This is a genomic window from Paenibacillus sp. 102 (genome assembly GCF_039549175.1).
Classification (GTDB): domain Bacteria; phylum Bacillota; class Bacilli; order Bacillales; family Bacillaceae_G; genus Bacillus_A.
In genome coordinates this window covers 137,842-153,975 of the sequence record NZ_JBCGHT010000006.1, presented here as the reverse complement: position 1 = coordinate 153,975, position 16,134 = coordinate 137,842, and the positions used below count along the sequence as shown (strand labels likewise).

Sequence of the window (16,134 nt, the reverse complement as noted above, 5' to 3'; positions counted from 1 at the left end):
ATAGAAGAATTATGCATATAGATAAAAGGAATAGAAACAAAAATGGTGTCAAACGCTGTGGAACTTTACAAGAAACTGACGCTATTTTTACAAAGATGTAATATATTTCATGGTTCATTTAAACGAGATTAATATGTGTTAGCTACAATAATCCTTGTACTGAATCAAACATACGAGGAGGATTTACGTGAGCAGGAACATGTTTCAGAAAGTAAGAGGTCTTATAGGTGTATTAGCAGTTTTTATTTTAGCATTTGTATCATTTCCTTGGAACAATTCTGTACAAGCAGAAGAGAAGAAAGAAGAGAGAAAGCCGGAGGAGAAAAAACTTGTCTTTCCGGTTGTAAGTGACGTACATATTAAAAATAGCGGAACGGATGATACGTTTCGTTGGAAGAGAGCGATTGAACAATTTAATACACTTGCGCCAAAACAAGATGCATTTGTTATCGTTGGTGATTTTACAGATTCAGGTTCGAATCAGCAATATGATCGTTTTATGCAAGTGTATAATCAATATGCAAATAAAGATGCAGTAAGAATGAATTCACTTGGAAATCATGATTACTGGAATGGTTTATCAGTAGAAGGTGCACAAAAACGTTTCTTAGAAAAGACAGGCATGGAATCTATTTATTATCATAAGGTAGTGAAAGGATACCACTTCCTTGTTATGTCACCAGAAGATGGGACGACACATGGGTATTATTCTGACAAACAAATTAATTGGTTGAAAGAAGAAATTGCAAAGGCAAAAGCTGATGACCCAGAGAAACCAATCTTTGTGTTCTTGCACCAGCATATTAAAGAAACGGTGTATGGTAGTCATGAATGGGGAACGAAGGACAGTGCGAAAATTAATGAAGTACTAAAAGATTACCCACAAGCAATTACGTTCTCTGGTCATTCGCACTACCCATTAGATGATCCAAGGTCAATTCATCAAAAAGACTTTACATCCGTTGGAACATCTTCAGTAAGTTACATGGAAGTAGAAGGCGGGAAAGTGCAAGGAAACATTCCGCCAGGTGCAAGCGAATTAAGCCAAGGCTTATTAGTAGAAGTCGATGATAAAGAAGTAACAATTAACCGTCGTGATTTCCATACGAATTCTTGGACAGGTGAACCATGGAAGATTCAGTTGCCAGCTAAAAAAGAATCGTTTAAACATGTGGAAAACCGAGATAAAGAAAAACCATCTTACGAGAAAAATGCAAAGTTAAAGGTTTCAAATGTAACTGAGAGCTCAGTAACAGCGACTTTCCAGCAAGCCGTGGATAACCTACTTGTTCATTCTTATCGCCTACAAGCACGAGATAAAGAAACAGGAGAAATCAAAAATAAGCTGTTAGCATTCTCAGAGTTTTATCGTGATCCAGTGCCGAAAGAACTTACGTTTACATTGGCGGGGCTAGATAGCGGAAAAACATACACGTTAGAAGCAGTTGCTATCGATTCATTTGGCAATGAGAGTGAACAGTCATTACAAGCGGAAGTAACAACGAAAAAAGAAATTATTGATCCGAATGTGAAAGTGCCAAAAGCAGATGTATTCGATGTTAACTTTTTAGATGGTACATTTAAAGATAACTCGCCATTTGGAAGTAAAGGCGATGTAAAAGGGAATGTATCAATTGAATACGATAAGGCATTGAAAAAACATGTCATGAAATTAAATGGAAAAGCAAATACATTTGGCTACATCCCGTTTTCAGCAGCACAAAAAGCAAAAGTAACGGATGCATTTACATTAGAAGCTGCATTTTCTATGAATGAAATTCGCGGTCAAGCTATTATGGAAAATACAGAGAGCGGTGGAATTGGATTCGAATCTACTGGAAATGGATATGTGGAATTATGGGCTCATATTGGCGGTAGCTATAAACGTATAGGTACACAATTAGAAGCAAATAAAACATACCACTTAACAGGAACATATAACGGAAATGAAATCGCAATCTATGTAGATGGAAAAAAAGTAAATAGTCAGCCAGCAACAGGAAAAGTGTATCATCCAAATGTACCATTTGCGATTGGAGCAGATCCAACAAGTGATGGTAACGGTGGGGTTCCATTGAACGGACAAGTTGCGCTTGCAAAATTATATAGTAAAGCACTAACTTCATCTGAAGTAGTAGCGACATACAATGAATTCTTAAATCGTACAAAGTTAGAAGAGTTGAATGTTTTATATGAAGAAATCGGTAAGGCAAAAGAAACATTAGCGGGTTCTTATGAATTTGGTGAAAAGCCAGGTCAATATTCACAAGCTGCATTTACAGAATTACAAAAGGGTTATAACAGAGCAAAAGCAACATTTGAAAATATGGCGACTACAGGAGAACAAGCAATTGGGACATATCATAGTTTAAAAACAGCGCATCAAGCATTTGTGCAATCGAAAGTAGTTGAAGAAAAACCAGAGCCAAAACCAGAAACACCGAAAGAAAAATTACAAAAAACAATCGATGCAGCAAAAGCTTTATTAGCGAAAGTTCAAGTAGGACAAGAACCAGGGCAATATCAAGAAGGCACGGTTAAAGCGTTAGAGAAAAAAGTCAAAGTAGCAGAATCTGTAGTAAAAGATAGTAAAGTGAAAGATCAGTATGTAGAAACAATGAATCGTACACTGCAATATGCGGTGCAACTTGTTGAAAAGAGTGTAAATAAGTAAACAAAAAAGAAGCTTGTCATCACAAGCTTCTTTTTTGTTATACTAAAAGTAGAAAGACAGGATAAGGGAGCGAAAAATTTGGAAGAGAAAAAGCTAAAAAGAATTCTTGAATACGTATGGATCGCTGTTGTGCTCCTTGTTGGGTATTATTTTTTGAAAGATAAAAGCATATGGATTCTGTTTTTAATGACTTTTTTATTAGCGGGACTCGGAACGCTGTTTATTAACTTTTTCTTTGATAGTTTAAATGCATGGAAAAAGAACAAGGAAAGAAAAAAATAGTGAAGGAGAATAGATATGCGAAAGTGGCAGCTTGTGTATTAATTGTTTTACAGCTTGCATCAGCATATTTCTCATTCTACAAAAGTTAACGGAGAAACAAACTCGAACGTAAAACAGCTCGCTATATGGCGAGCTGTTTTCTTTATGCTTCTTTTTGTTCATCATTATTTTTTCCGGTCAGTAAGTGGCTATTACGTCTAGAGTAGAAGAAATATACACATAGTCCAATGACTAGCCAAACAGCAAAGCTTTTCCACGTTGTTGCAGAAAGGTTAATCATTAAATAGAGACAACAACAAATTGCAACGATTGGTAATATAGGTACGAATGGGGCACGGAAGCCGCGTTTTAAATTTGGATGTGTTTTACGTAAAATAAGTACAGCAAAGCAAACGAATGTAAAGGCTGTTAGTGTACCGATATTCACTAAGTTTGCAAGTAGGTGTAAATCTAATAATCCTGCCAATAAAGCTGCTGCTATTCCGGTAATCCATGTATTGAATAATGGAATTTTAACTCTTTGATTGATGCGAGATAATGCTTTTGGAAGTAGGCCGTCACGACTCATTGCATAAGAAACGCGAACTTGTCCATACATAACGACTAAAAGAACAGTTGTCATTCCAGTCATGGCACCGACAGCTAATAATCCAGCAATTGTATCTTCCCCAACAAAATGAAGGGCAAAAGCAACTGGATCAGAAACATCTAGTTGTGTGTAAGGTACCATTCCTGTTAACACAAAGGATACAATCATATAAAGTGCCGTACAAATGAGAAGGGAACCGATGATTCCAATTGGTAAATCGCGCTGTGGTTTCTTCGTTTCCTCCGCGGCTGTTGCAATGGCATCAAATCCTAAGAAAGCAAAGAATACAGTTGCTGCACCTGTAATAATTCCATCATATCCAAATGGTAAAAATGGTGTCCAGTTTTCCGGTTTAACGTACTTTGCACCCGCTACGATAAAAGCGATAATAACCGCTAATTTAATTAGTACCATAACATTATTAATGCGAGCACTTTCACGTACACCGAAACTAAGAAGCAGTGTAATTAAAAGTAAAATACATACAGCTGGCAAATCGACTATTCCACCTTTTTCCATTCCGGGGGCCGAGGCGATAACGGCGGGGAGGTGAATATTAAATCCGGAAAGTAACGATTGTAAATACCCGGACCATCCGACGGCTACTGCTGCAACAGCTAACAAGTATTCTAGCATTAAACACCAGCCAACGATAAAGGCAACAACTTCTCCAACTGTCATATATGCATAGGTGTAAACACTTCCTGACATAGGGATAGAAGAAGCAAATTCTGCATAACAGAAGGCCACGCATGCACAGGTAAATGCGGCAATAAGAAAAGATAACATAATACCGGGACCAGAATGTTTGGCCGCAACAATACCTGTTAAGACGAAAATGCCCGTCCCAATTACAGCGCCAATGCCTAAAAAGGTTAAATCTAATGCGGTTAATGTTCTTTGTAATTGCTGTGGTGATTCAGTCGTAAGTGGTTTCTTTCGTAATAATGATTTCACTTGGACTCTCCTCTCATTCTTAGATCTTCACAACTGCATATAGTATGAGCCCATTGTAAAAGAGTATGTAGGTGAATAGAGGCACAGTTGTGTGAGTATAAAAAATATAGAATTGCTGTAGTCATTTTATTACAATTCAGAATATTTTGTCAAATAAAAATATGGCAAATAAAATCGTAGATGTAAGGAAAAACTATCATCAGAAATAGATGTATTTTATAAAGTAGGAGAAGATACTATGCTGTTTTATTTTGAACTTGTCGTGATTTTACTTTGTACGAAGTTGGCCGGCGATATTAGTGTTCGGCTTGGCCAGCCATCGGTATTAGGTAAATTAATTGTTGGAATTATTATTGGACCAGCTGTTTTTGGAATCATTAATAGTTCTGAACTGATCGATGAACTTAGTGAAATTGGTGTTTTATTACTTATGTTTATGGCAGGCTTAGAAACGGATTTAGAAGAATTAAATCGTAATTTAAAATCTTCATTCGCAGTAGCAATGGGAGGGATTATTTTTCCTTTTCTCGGTGGGTATTTGGCGGGACTCGCATTCGGAATGTTGCAATCGCATGCCATTTTCTTAGGGTTATTGCTCTGTGCGACATCGGTGAGTATTTCTGTTCAAACATTACGTGACTTAGGGAAAATGAATACGAGAGAAAGTACAACGATCCTAGGGGCCGCTGTGTTTGATGACGTTATCGTTGTGATTTTATTAGCTTTTGTGATGAGTTTTTTAGGTACGCAAGATGTAAGCATTACACTTGTCATCGCGAAGAAAATCATCTTTTTCGTAAGTATTGTTTTCATTAGCTGGAAAGGTGTACCGTGGATTATGAAAATGTTGGTACCACTCCGTGTATCAGAGGCGTTGATTAGTGCAGCACTTATTATTTGTTTTTCATTTGCGTACTATAGTGAACAAATGGGGATTGCTGGTATCATCGGTGCATTTGCTGCAGGGATTGCTATTTCACAAACAACATATAAACACGAAGTAGAACATAAAATAGAGCCGATTGCCTATGCGATTTTTGTCCCGATCTTTTTTGTGAGTATCGGGATGGAAATTACATTTCAAGGGATTGGAAGCCAAATATGGTTTATTGTAATCATGACTCTCATTGCAATTTTCACAAAATTAGTGGGATCTGGATTAGGTGCAAGGTTAACAGGGTTTAATTTGAAATCCTCGATTAGTATTGGGGCTGGAATGGTATCGCGCGGAGAGGTAGCGCTCATTATTGCGGCGAATGGATTAACAGCGAATTTATTGGCGAAAGAAAATTTCACAGCGATTGTGATTGTCGTTATCCTTACGACGATTATTACGCCGCCTTTGTTGAAGAAGTATTTTGTGTAAAGAGAAAGAGTTTATCCTTTGTGGGTAGACTCTTTTTTATATTCATAAAAAATAGTGCTAGTGTAGCGTGGCGAAGTAATAATTGTGTTAAAATTTATGTGTAATCTAGTATTAGAAGGAGAAAAATGAATGAAGATTACATGGAAAAAAGTCATATGTATAGTTGTACTTCTTTTAATATGCTTACCATTTACATTAGGAAAAGAATCAAAAGTTAAAGATTTTTCTGTTTCTGTTTTCTCTTCTTGTATTGCAGGCGATGATTCGAAGGGGTATAGATATACTTCGTTTTTGCCTGATGCTGCAATTTGGATAAAGGGCTGGGAAAAGAAGTGGTCGGAAGGAGAAAGGACGGTCTATCAAAAAGAGGATCGAACCGTAAATGTTTTTCATCCTCCTGGTGAAGATGCCTTTTATCTTTATGACTCACAGGATATGGAATTAGGATATGAAAAATAAAAGCAACCGGAAAGAATGGAGGTTGAATGGTGAAACCCTCAACACTACTATCTAAAATAGAAAATCATATGAATCAATTTTCACCAGCTGAAAAAAAGGTTGCCGAGTATATCATGAATCATGCAGAAATCGTTCCTAATTTAACGACAAAAGAAGTTTCTAATCATGCAGGATCCAGTGAAGCGAGTGTCGTTCGTTTTTGTAAAACAATTGGAATTGGAAGTTTTAAAGCGTTTAAGTTGGCACTCGTTAGAGAATTAACAATTGCCGACTATAATATTAACGATTTTTCGGTGATGAATACAGAGGATGGACCGTTTGATTTATTTAATAAAGTTACATATGTAAATAAGGCCGCGATTGAAGCGAGCATTACTGCGATTGATAAAAAAGAGTTAGAAAAAGCAGCAGATGCCATTTTAGGGGCAAAAAAACTATTATTTTATGGAGTGGGTGGATCAGCAGCGCCAGCGATGGACGGAGCGTATAAGTTTACTCGTTTAGGCTTTACGGCGATGATGCTATCTGATTTCCACATGATGTTGCCTCTTGTAACCAATCTAGAAGAAGGGGATATTTTTGTCGCCATTTCAACTTCTGGCCGGACGAAAGATGTGCTAGAGATGGCGCAGTATGCCAAGCTGCAAGGGGCAACTGTTATTGCGATTACGACACTCGATCAATCATCTCCATTATATAAAGAATCACATATACGTCTTTGTATGCCAGATGTAGAACAAGACCATCGTATTGCGAGTATTGCTTCAAGAATGACGCAGCTTAATATAATCGATGCTTTGTATGTCATTACCTTTAATAGAATTGGTAATCAAGTATTGGATAAATTTACAACGACGAGAGAAGAAGCAATGCGGTTGCGGAAATTGAAGTAAGTGGAAAGAAGGCACATTTCATGTGTCTTCTTTTTTGGTAGATTTTAGTAATGAGTTAGAATATAATAAAAATAACATTTTCTACCTATTATGGTTTATTTAGTAGAAAAAGGAGGGGTAACATGCATTTGAAATATGGAAAACAAATGAATTATCTAGCTATATTTTTTCTTTTATCATTTTAACCGAGAAGATCCCTTCCTCTAAACGACGGAGTGAAGGTGGGGGATGAATCGGTTCTTTCTTTTTTTAGGAAAAACAAGATTTCGAGTGGAACGTATGTTTTGTTGTATAATTACCTCATCAAATAAAACGAGGTGAGAACAGGTGAAGAAAGCGTATTTTTCGAAACGAATCTATAAAACTATGTTACCGCGCGAAATGTTGGAGGGATTAACAGAAACAATTGAAACATTTAACACGGCGAAACGCTTTGCGTTTCAGACAATTGTAAGAGAAAAACGTTGGGATCGTAAGATGTATACGGATAGTCTTCACCTTGTTCTCAAACGGAAATTCCAATTGAATGATTACTATGCGAATAGCGCAGCGCAAGAAGCAAAAGCGTTGTTTGCTGGTTTAACAGAAGTACAAAAGATGTATGAGAAACAAACACAAGAAAAACTGAAGAAATTAAAAAAGAAACTAAAAACAGAACGTACGAAACTCACGCAATTACGCAAAATCAAACAAAGTTGTATCAAAGGAAAGATTACTTTCCCGAAAAACTCTCGTTTTTTAAAGGAAAATAATATCATAGCTGTATCCCGTAAAAAAGATACTTTGATTTGGTTCAGTGAATATTTGTTTGAGCATCAATATATCGATGTGCAAATCAAATGGACGAAAGCGAAAATTGGTCGTTTGATGCACCGACAATTCCGTTTAGAACAGAAACTCGTATCTTATCAAGCACATATTCCGAGTGTGGTGTTTGGGAGCAAAAAACTGTTCCGTTCTCAATTTACAAAGGATGAAATGATGCAGAACCACGACAAATGGAAAACGTTGTTTTCCCGTGCTCGGAACAAGCAATTGATTGTATCCGGTCGTAAAGATGCGAAACATGGTAACTTTGTATTCCAGTACAGCGCAAAGAATCAAGAGTTGTGGATGACAACAAGTGCAGGGAAACCGATTGTATTCCCTTCCGTTACGTTCCCATATGGGCAAGAAAGAGTCGAAGAAGCTGTTACGAACCAATTGCAATGTAAGAACAAAAAAGTACATGGGAAACCAATTGCGTGGTCCGTGGAAGACCATGGAGATTATTATATTGTGAAGTGTTTAGTCGATGTGCAAGAAAACCCAAATACAAATTACAGTAAGTCGGATGGTGTAATTGGTGTCGATTGCAACCTTGACCATTTTGCATGGGCGAATGTAACAAAGGATGGCAATTATAAAGGGAGTGGTTCTCTTCATTTTTCTGTTCTAGGTAAATCAGCAGGGCAAGTCACAAAGATCATCGAAGCGGAAGCGATTCGCTTAGTGGATTTGGCAATGCAATATGACAAACCGATTGTGATGGAAAAACTCGATACCACGAAATCGAAGACAGGTGATCGTTACGGAAGTAAGAAAGCGAACCGTATGAAGAGTATGTTTGCGTATCAGAAAATGACAAGTGCTATCGTGAACCGTGCGGATAAAATGGGTGTGGCGGTCTTTCAAGTGAACCCTGCTTACACATCTATCTCTGGAAAAATGAAATATATGCGAAAACTAGGTATCTCTATTCACCAGTCCGCGGCACTTACAATTGGCCGCCGGGGATTAGGATTTAAAGAAAAAGTGCCAACGACACTCCATACATATATAAAAAATCAAAACGCACATCATTGGAGCCAATGGCATGAGCTACATAAATTATTAGATATTCGTACACATCTGTTTTACAAATTATTCACTGGAAAACAGATTCATATGGATGAAATGCCAGAATCCGAAGCTAAATTGATCATGAAACTGTCCTAATATATTCCCGGACACTTGTACTATACCCTTATTCACGTCACCAGAGCAGATGGCGGGCTATTGAGCAACAGCCTCTATGTTTAAGGAATAGATGCATTACAACGTGTCTGTTAGGCTCTATTCTATACGAAAGAAAGAGGTTTTCTTTGATAGGTGTGTATGTTTGCTCCTATTCAATGAAGTTCGGTATGAACACTTCTTGATTCTTGTATAGTTAACTCATATCGTTGAACGTATGGGGTTCTTAGGTTTTCGAAAATGATCGAAGATTATAAGAATCCCCCCACTTCAAGCGTCATTAGACGGTAAGTGGGGGTAGTTCAATCGCCTTTTTTGGATACATAAGCTTCGTAACTTGGTTAAGTCGATATGTAAGCCCAAACATATTCACTATATTTAAGAGTTCAATGTGGATTTCTATTGCTCTTGCTATTATTGGGTTTAGACAAGAGAAAAGCACCATAGCGGTAATGCTATTTGGTGTTTGTGCTTTGGTGTTAATTGGGTTATATACCTTTGCGATTCTTAGTTATTTTGAACACCCAATGCCATAAAAAAGATGTAAGTCATAGAAAATTTATTAATATATGGAAATTTAAAAAGGAGATCATCACCTATATAGTAGGTTGTGATCTTCTTTTTACTTTCTGCATGAATAGACACAAAGTTGTTATAAAAAGAAATTACATTTCATAAAATATGATATTAATATTGATTTTTAGTTTCGTATAGATATAATAAAAGTGTGAAATAAAATTTCAAAGAGGGTGAGAATATGCTAGAAAATTTATCAACAGAACACCGAAATGAAAATACGATGAACCTAGATGAGATGAGCATAAAAGAGATTTTACAAACGATGAATCGAGAAGATTATAAAGTGGCTGTAGCGGTCGAAAATGAAATCGATCAAATTGAAAAAATTGTTCGAAGTGTTGTTTCATCCTTTCAAAATGGTGGGCGGTTAGTATATATTGGTGCCGGTACAAGCGGGCGTTTAGGAATTTTAGATGCTGTCGAGTGTCCGCCAACATTTGGAACAGATGAGAAACAGGTACAAGGATTTATCGCAGGTGGATTGAAAGCGTTCACTAAAGCGGTAGAAGGTGCTGAAGATCGAGAGGATCTTGCGGTAGAAGATTTAAAGAGTATTGGGTTAAATGATAAGGACACTGTTATTGGAATTGCTGCAAGTGGCAGAACACCTTATGTAATTGGTGGATTAAAGTATGCAAGTGCTGCCGGAGCAAGTACAGCTAGCATTTCATGTAATAAAGGAGCAGAAATAAGTAAATTTGCAAAAATTAGCGTAGAAGTAGAAACAGGTGCAGAGGTGTTAACAGGTTCTACTCGTTTAAAGGCTGGAACGGCGCAGAAATTAGTGCTGAATATGATTTCAACTGCTTCTATGATTGGCGTAGGAAAGGTTTATAAAAATTTAATGGTTGATGTGCAATCAACAAATGAAAAGTTAGTCGAACGCTCTAAGCGAATTATTATGGAAGCGACAGGGGCGGCGTACAAGGAAGCAGAAGCATATTATGAGAAAGCAGATCGTAATGTAAAAGCTGCGATTGTTATGATACTACTGCAGTGCGAATATGGGGAAGCACTTGGAAAATTAAAAGATGCGAAAGGATTTGTGAAAAAGGCATTGTAAAAAAAATAGGGAGGGGGATTTTGTAATGAAGAAAGAACAGAGGATGGCAAATGAAATTACGGAGCAACTCGGGGGTATAAAAAATATTCTTGGTATTGCTCATTGTATGACGCGTCTACGTTTAACACTTCATGATGACAGTAAAGTGAATATGGAACTTTTGAAAAAAGTAGACGGTGTCATGGGTGTGATTGAAGATGAAACATTGCAAGTTGTAGTTGGGCCAGGAACTGTGAATAAAGTAGCTGCGGAAATGGAAGGCTTAACGGGATTACGAATGGGTGAGGTTGCTGAACAACCTCTTGAAGAGCGTGGTCAAGATATGAAAGCAGCAATTAAGAAGAAAAATAATACGCCTGTTAAAAATCTATTGCGAAAAATCGGTAATATTTTCATTCCATTAATTCCAGGTCTTGTCGCATCAGGAATTATTAATGGTGTTGCCAACTTTGCGAAAAATGCAGGGGCAGATCCCAATGCAACATGGCTACAGATGTTACTGTTAATTGGCGGCGGTATATTTACTTTCTTAGGTATTCTAGTCGGATGGAATACAGCAAAAGAGTTTGGGGGAACTCCAGTACTTGGTGCTATTGCGGGTATTTTAATCTTCAACCCGGCTATGGCAAATGTGAAAATATTTGGTGAAGCAATGGTGCCAGGGCGCGGTGGATTATTTGCTGTCATTTTTGCGGCTTGGCTTATGGTTGTTGTGGAAAGACAAGTGCGAAAAGCAGTACCAAATGCAGTTGATATTATTGTGACTCCGCTTATTACCGTATTAGTTGTAAGTTTAGTAACGATGTTAGCAATTCAGCCAGTGGCTGGTTTATTATCTGACGGAATTACAAATGGTATTAACGCTATTTTAAATGTTGGTGGAGCATTTGCAGGAGCAGTGCTTGCAGGAACATTTTTACCACTTGTTATGGTAGGGCTGCATCATGGTTTAACACCAATTCATATGGAGTTTATTAATCAAACCCATGTAACTCCATTATTAACTGTTTTAGCAATGGCAGGAGCTGGACAAGTAGGCGCAGCTATTGCGATTTTTGTAAAAACAAAAAACAAACGTCTTCGCAATGTAATTAAAGGAGCACTACCGGTTGGGTTCTTAGGAATTGGTGAGCCTTTACTATACGGTGTTACATTACCACTTGGTAAACCATTTATTACAGCTTGCTTAGGAGCAGCTGTTGGCGGGGCATTTCAAGCAATTATGAAAACGGCTTCATTAGGGATTGGTGTATCGGGACTTTCATTACTTCCATTAATTGCTGATAATAAATATTTACTATATTTTCTTGGTCTTGTAATTGCTTATGTATTTGGTTTTATCTTTACGTATTTCTTTGGATTTAAAGAAGAAATGGCGGAGAACATATAAATACGGATTGAAAAACCAACATAAAACCATTCCTTTTAGGTGGTGGAGAGGATCCGCAGATGGATAGAAGCGGTCAGTTCCTTTTTTAGCCCCATGCCATGTGAAAACAGAAGGAGAAAATGAGTGGAAGTCTCTTTTTGGTTTTCATAGCCGCAATTGATATGTTGGAAAATCAAATTGGATTTATATATATAGAGAAAGGGATTCCTTTCTCTTTTTTTATGGAAGGAGAGATAACGATGATCGGAGTTTCTATATATCTTTCAAAAGATCGAATGGAGGAGCAGGAAAAATGGTTGGAGACGGTGAGAGAGTACGGCTTTTCTTCTATTTTCACGTCTCTTCATATTCCAGAAGATGACCCTAGAACGTATAAAGAGTTAATACAAATACTTGGAAAGCAAGCAAAAAAATATGAAATGAAACTGATGGTAGACGTTTCACCAAAGTCACTGCAACATTTAGGGCTTACGTATGAAAATGTAGAACGGTTATTAGAGTGGGGAATAACTGGTTTACGCATGGACTATGGGATAGCTCCGAAACAAATTGCGCACGTATCACATAAAATGAAGATTGCTTTAAATGCGAGTACAATTACTGAATCATTTTGGAATGAGCTTCTTAAGGAACATGTGAAAGTAGAACATGTAGAAGCTTGGCATAATTTTTATCCACGTCCAGAAACAGGGCTAGCTAAATCATTTTTGCAAAAACAAAATCAATTTTTGCATGAATGCAGAATAAAGACAATGGCATTTATTCCAGGTGATTGTGAAAAAAGAGGGCCGCTATATGAAGGACTTCCTACATTAGAAAAGCATCGGTATATGCGTCCACTTGAGGCATATTTGGAACTTGTGCAAGATTGCTTCGTTGATAAAGTGTTAATTGGAGATATAAGTACAGCGGTGTATAGTATAAGTGAGATTTCTAGTGTGAAAGAAGGAATCATTCCGATTCGGTATAAACCGCTTGTAGAAGAGGGCAAGTATTAGAAAAAGTAGAGCGGGTACATACGAACCGGTTCGATCCGGCACGTGATGTCATTCGTTCTGTGGAATCAAGAGAAGAATCCTCTTTAGTTTTACAGCCGATGAATACAGTAGAAAGAAGAGTAGGATCGATTACAATCGATAACGTACTATATGGTCGATATGCCGGAGAGATGCAAATTACAATTAATGATTTACCTGAGGATGAAAAGGTGAACGTAATTGGGAGCGTGATTGAAGAGGATCTGTCATTATTGTCTTATGTAGGAGCGGGGCAGAAGTTTCAACTTATATCTGAAAAATAGTAAAAAATCGTCGATAATATGATATCGACGATTTTTTTGTTAGTGACTACGTGCTAAATTTGTACTCGGTTGTACAATCGCTGTTTTAAAATGAGAAAATAAATAACAACCAGTAACGACAATGACAGTTCCTAAAATTTGTACCCACGTTAACTCTTCGCCTAAGAATAAAAACGCTAAAATAGCGGTGAAAATTGGATTGAAATTTAGGAAGATACCTGACGTGGTTGCCCCTAATTTTTGAACACCAATATTCCAAAATACCATACAAACCACAGTTGAAATTAATCCTGTGTATAGTAGTGAAGTAATAAATGAAGCATTGATATGGGAAACAGTAAAGCTTGGTATGTTAAATGGAAGTAATATGATGACACCGAAAATTCCAGAATATAAAGTGGCCATCATTGGCGAGGCCGTTTTTGTTGCCCATTTACTACAAACAGAATAAATGCCCCAAATGCAAACCGCCGCAATCATCCATAAATCTCCGCTGTTAAAATGTAATGAAAATAAAAGCGCAATATTTCCTTTTGAAAGAACGAGAAGAACGCCGAAAAAAGAAAGAATCATAGAAAGAATTTGAAGTCCATTTATTTTTTCTTTTAAGAATAAAGACGAAAATAATGCGATTGAAATTGCATTTAGTGTAGAAATGAGTCCAACGTTTGTTGCTGATGTGTGTTCTAATGCTAAAAACTGAAAAATGTTAAAGAGAACAACGCCGGTGATTCCCATAAGTAGTAAGGGTAGAATTGCGGCACGCGGCGGGAGAAGTTTCTTTTCTTTAAACCAAACAATTGGTAAGAGGCAAACAATCGCAATCATCCACCTTAAACTTGTAAGCGTCATTGGAGAAGCATGGTCTACAAGTGATTTTCCAACGACAAAGTTTCCTCCCCATAGTAAGCTTGTTAGCAGTAGTAAAAAGATATAAAAATATGGCATAGCTTGTGACTCCTTTTAGTAGTGTGTAAAAACCTCTTTCTTTTTAGATGGGAGAGAGGATCTAGCCGTGCGTAGAAGCGGTCAGATCCTTTTTTGGCCCCATGCCGAGTAAAAACAAAAAGAGAAAACGAGAGCAGGTCCTGTTTTGTTTTCATAGCAGGAATTTATGTGTTGAAAACCCAAAATGGATTTATATTATGTGAATTGTAAATAATTTTAGCATTTTTCTTTGTTATCTAATATATTCTTTTGTATAATGATGAAAATTCAATAAAATATTTTGTTTTAGGTTATAATTCCAAAATTTCATTTGGTTTAACTAGTGTTGTTATGCATTTTTTCGAAGAATCGTCGGTAAGAAAAAGGGGGATTTTTATGGAGTCGTCTGTTATTAAAGTATTAGATGATTTGGACGTACAAATTTTAGATATTTTACAAAAGGAGTCACAAGTGAGTAATGCTGAACTTGCACGTCGGGTTAATTTATCACCGGCTGCGATGCATGCACGAATAAAAAGGCTAGAAGGGGAAGGTTTCATTGATAAACAAGTTGCGATTTTAAATCAAGAAAAGCTTGGATTTGATTTATTATGTTTTATTTTTATGAGTACAAATATTCATCAATCTGAAAAACTTGAAGTGTTAGAACGAGAATTGGAGTCTATGCCTGAAGTATTAGAGTGTCATTGTTTAACAGGGGAGTATGATTACTTGTTAAAGGTCGCAAATAGAGACCGGAAAGAACTTGAGCGTTTTATTAGAAAGTTAAATAAGCTTGGGATTACACGAATACAGACGAGTTTAGCGCTAAGGGAGATTAAATCTTCTACGGTATTGCCGATACGGGAATTGGGGGAATAAGATTTAGAACCATTCTTTTTTGGGGAAGAGAGGGTCCGGCCGAGCATAGAAGCGGTCAGATCTTTTTTAGCCCCATGCCATGTGAAAACAAAAGGAGAAAAAGAGAGGAGGCCCTCCTTTGTTTTCGAGGTTTTTTGTTGTGCATTGTTTAAAATTTCAAACTTCGTATCATAAGAAAAATCGGTCTTTATTTTTATATGAAAAATTCAGAATAATAATTGACGCGATTGCAGAGTGGGTGTATTATTATATAAATTTATGAATTAATATACATTTAAAGTTATAAATATTTAATATAAGGAGACCAATTATGCAAATTTCTAACGCAATTACAAGTGATGTGAAAGATATATATAACTTGATAGAAATATATTCGAAAGAGGGGGTTGTTCTACCGCGTTCACTTTTGTCTCTTTACCAGTACTTACAGTGTTTGTATGTTGTGAAAGAAGAAGAGAAAATTTTAGGAGTCGCTGGTTTGCATGTTTTAGGTAAAGATCTTGCGGAAATACGGTCATTAGTTGTATCGGATACATATGCAGGTAAAGGATTGGGACGCATGTTAGTCAATCATGTAATAAGTGAAGCTTCTAAAATAAATGTGAAAAGGGTCATTTCTTTAACGTATCAAACGACATTTTTTCAAAAATGTGGATTTGATTTTGTTAATAGGGAATCGCTACCTGAAAAGGTGTGGGTTGATTGTCGGCATTGTCCGAAATTTGATTGTTGTGATGAAGTTGCGATGATTAAGTATATTAGTTAAAACTTCTCCTCT

12 protein-coding genes and 1 pseudogene are annotated in these 16,134 nt (G+C 36.8%); 11 read left to right on the top strand and 2 right to left on the bottom strand.

Going from position 1 to position 16,134, the window contains the following annotated elements; translation table 11 throughout:
* Window positions 1-199: 199 nt before the first annotated feature.
* Both AAIE21_RS16000 and AAIE21_RS15995 read left to right on the top strand, forming a co-directional pair.
* Complete coding sequence (locus tag AAIE21_RS16000) at window positions 200-2,674, top strand: LamG-like jellyroll fold domain-containing protein (RefSeq protein ID WP_343267764.1); 2,475 nt, start codon at window positions 200-202, stop codon at window positions 2,672-2,674.
* 78 nt (window positions 2,675-2,752) lie between these two features.
* The gene (locus AAIE21_RS15995) at window positions 2,753-2,956 is read left to right on the top strand and encodes a hypothetical protein (RefSeq protein ID WP_343267680.1); all 204 of its coding nucleotides are present in this window, start codon (window positions 2,753-2,755) and stop codon (window positions 2,954-2,956) included.
* 142 nt (window positions 2,957-3,098) lie between these two features.
* Here the strand turns inward: AAIE21_RS15995 and bcaP are convergent, their stop codons facing one another.
* The gene (gene bcaP, locus AAIE21_RS15990; RefSeq protein WP_343267679.1) at window positions 3,099-4,502 is read right to left on the bottom strand and encodes a branched-chain amino acid transporter BcaP; all 1,404 of its coding nucleotides are present in this window, start codon (window positions 4,500-4,502) and stop codon (window positions 3,099-3,101) included.
* 238 nt (window positions 4,503-4,740) lie between these two features.
* On the opposite strand from bcaP, the gene AAIE21_RS15985 reads away from it, so the two are divergent.
* The 7 genes and pseudogenes from AAIE21_RS15985 (at window position 4,741) to AAIE21_RS15955 (ending at window position 13,547) form a co-directional block, all read left to right on the top strand.
* The gene (locus tag AAIE21_RS15985; protein WP_343267678.1) at window positions 4,741-5,868 is read left to right on the top strand and encodes a cation:proton antiporter; all 1,128 of its coding nucleotides are present in this window, start codon (window positions 4,741-4,743) and stop codon (window positions 5,866-5,868) included.
* 129 nt (window positions 5,869-5,997) lie between these two features.
* Complete coding sequence (locus AAIE21_RS15980) at window positions 5,998-6,327, top strand: outer surface protein (protein ID WP_343267677.1); 330 nt, start codon at window positions 5,998-6,000, stop codon at window positions 6,325-6,327.
* A gap of 29 nt (window positions 6,328-6,356) precedes the next feature.
* Complete coding sequence (locus AAIE21_RS15975; protein ID WP_343267676.1) at window positions 6,357-7,220, top strand: MurR/RpiR family transcriptional regulator; 864 nt, start codon at window positions 6,357-6,359, stop codon at window positions 7,218-7,220.
* A 327-nt stretch (window positions 7,221-7,547) separates the two neighbouring features.
* Entirely contained in the window at window positions 7,548-9,197 is a 1,650-nt protein-coding gene (locus AAIE21_RS15970; RefSeq protein WP_343267675.1) for an IS200/IS605 family accessory protein TnpB-related protein, read from the top strand.
* A gap of 775 nt (window positions 9,198-9,972) precedes the next feature.
* Window positions 9,973-10,857 carry an N-acetylmuramic acid 6-phosphate etherase gene (gene murQ, locus AAIE21_RS15965; protein WP_343267674.1) on the top strand — a complete coding sequence of 295 codons (885 nt, stop codon included), beginning with the start codon at window positions 9,973-9,975 and terminating at the stop codon, window positions 10,855-10,857.
* Between the two features lie 25 nt (window positions 10,858-10,882).
* A complete protein-coding gene (locus AAIE21_RS15960; RefSeq protein WP_343267673.1) occupies window positions 10,883-12,247 on the top strand; it encodes a PTS transporter subunit EIIC in 1,365 nt (454 codons plus the stop codon).
* 239 nt (window positions 12,248-12,486) lie between these two features.
* Window positions 12,487-13,547: pseudogene (locus AAIE21_RS15955) on the top strand (DUF871 domain-containing protein).
* 39 nt (window positions 13,548-13,586) lie between these two features.
* Here the strand turns inward: AAIE21_RS15955 and AAIE21_RS15950 are convergent.
* Window positions 13,587-14,495, bottom strand: coding sequence for a DMT family transporter (locus AAIE21_RS15950; protein WP_343267672.1), 909 nt, complete (start codon window positions 14,493-14,495; stop codon window positions 13,587-13,589).
* A 375-nt stretch (window positions 14,496-14,870) separates the two neighbouring features.
* Between AAIE21_RS15950 and AAIE21_RS15945 the strand changes: the two genes are divergently transcribed.
* The gene (locus AAIE21_RS15945; RefSeq protein WP_343267671.1) at window positions 14,871-15,356 is read left to right on the top strand and encodes an Lrp/AsnC family transcriptional regulator; all 486 of its coding nucleotides are present in this window, start codon (window positions 14,871-14,873) and stop codon (window positions 15,354-15,356) included.
* Between the two features lie 310 nt (window positions 15,357-15,666).
* Window positions 15,667-16,122 (top strand): N-acetyltransferase, encoded by a 456-nt coding sequence (locus AAIE21_RS15940; RefSeq protein WP_343267670.1) that lies wholly within the window; start codon window positions 15,667-15,669, stop codon window positions 16,120-16,122.
* The last annotated feature ends 12 nt before the right edge of the window (window positions 16,123-16,134 follow it).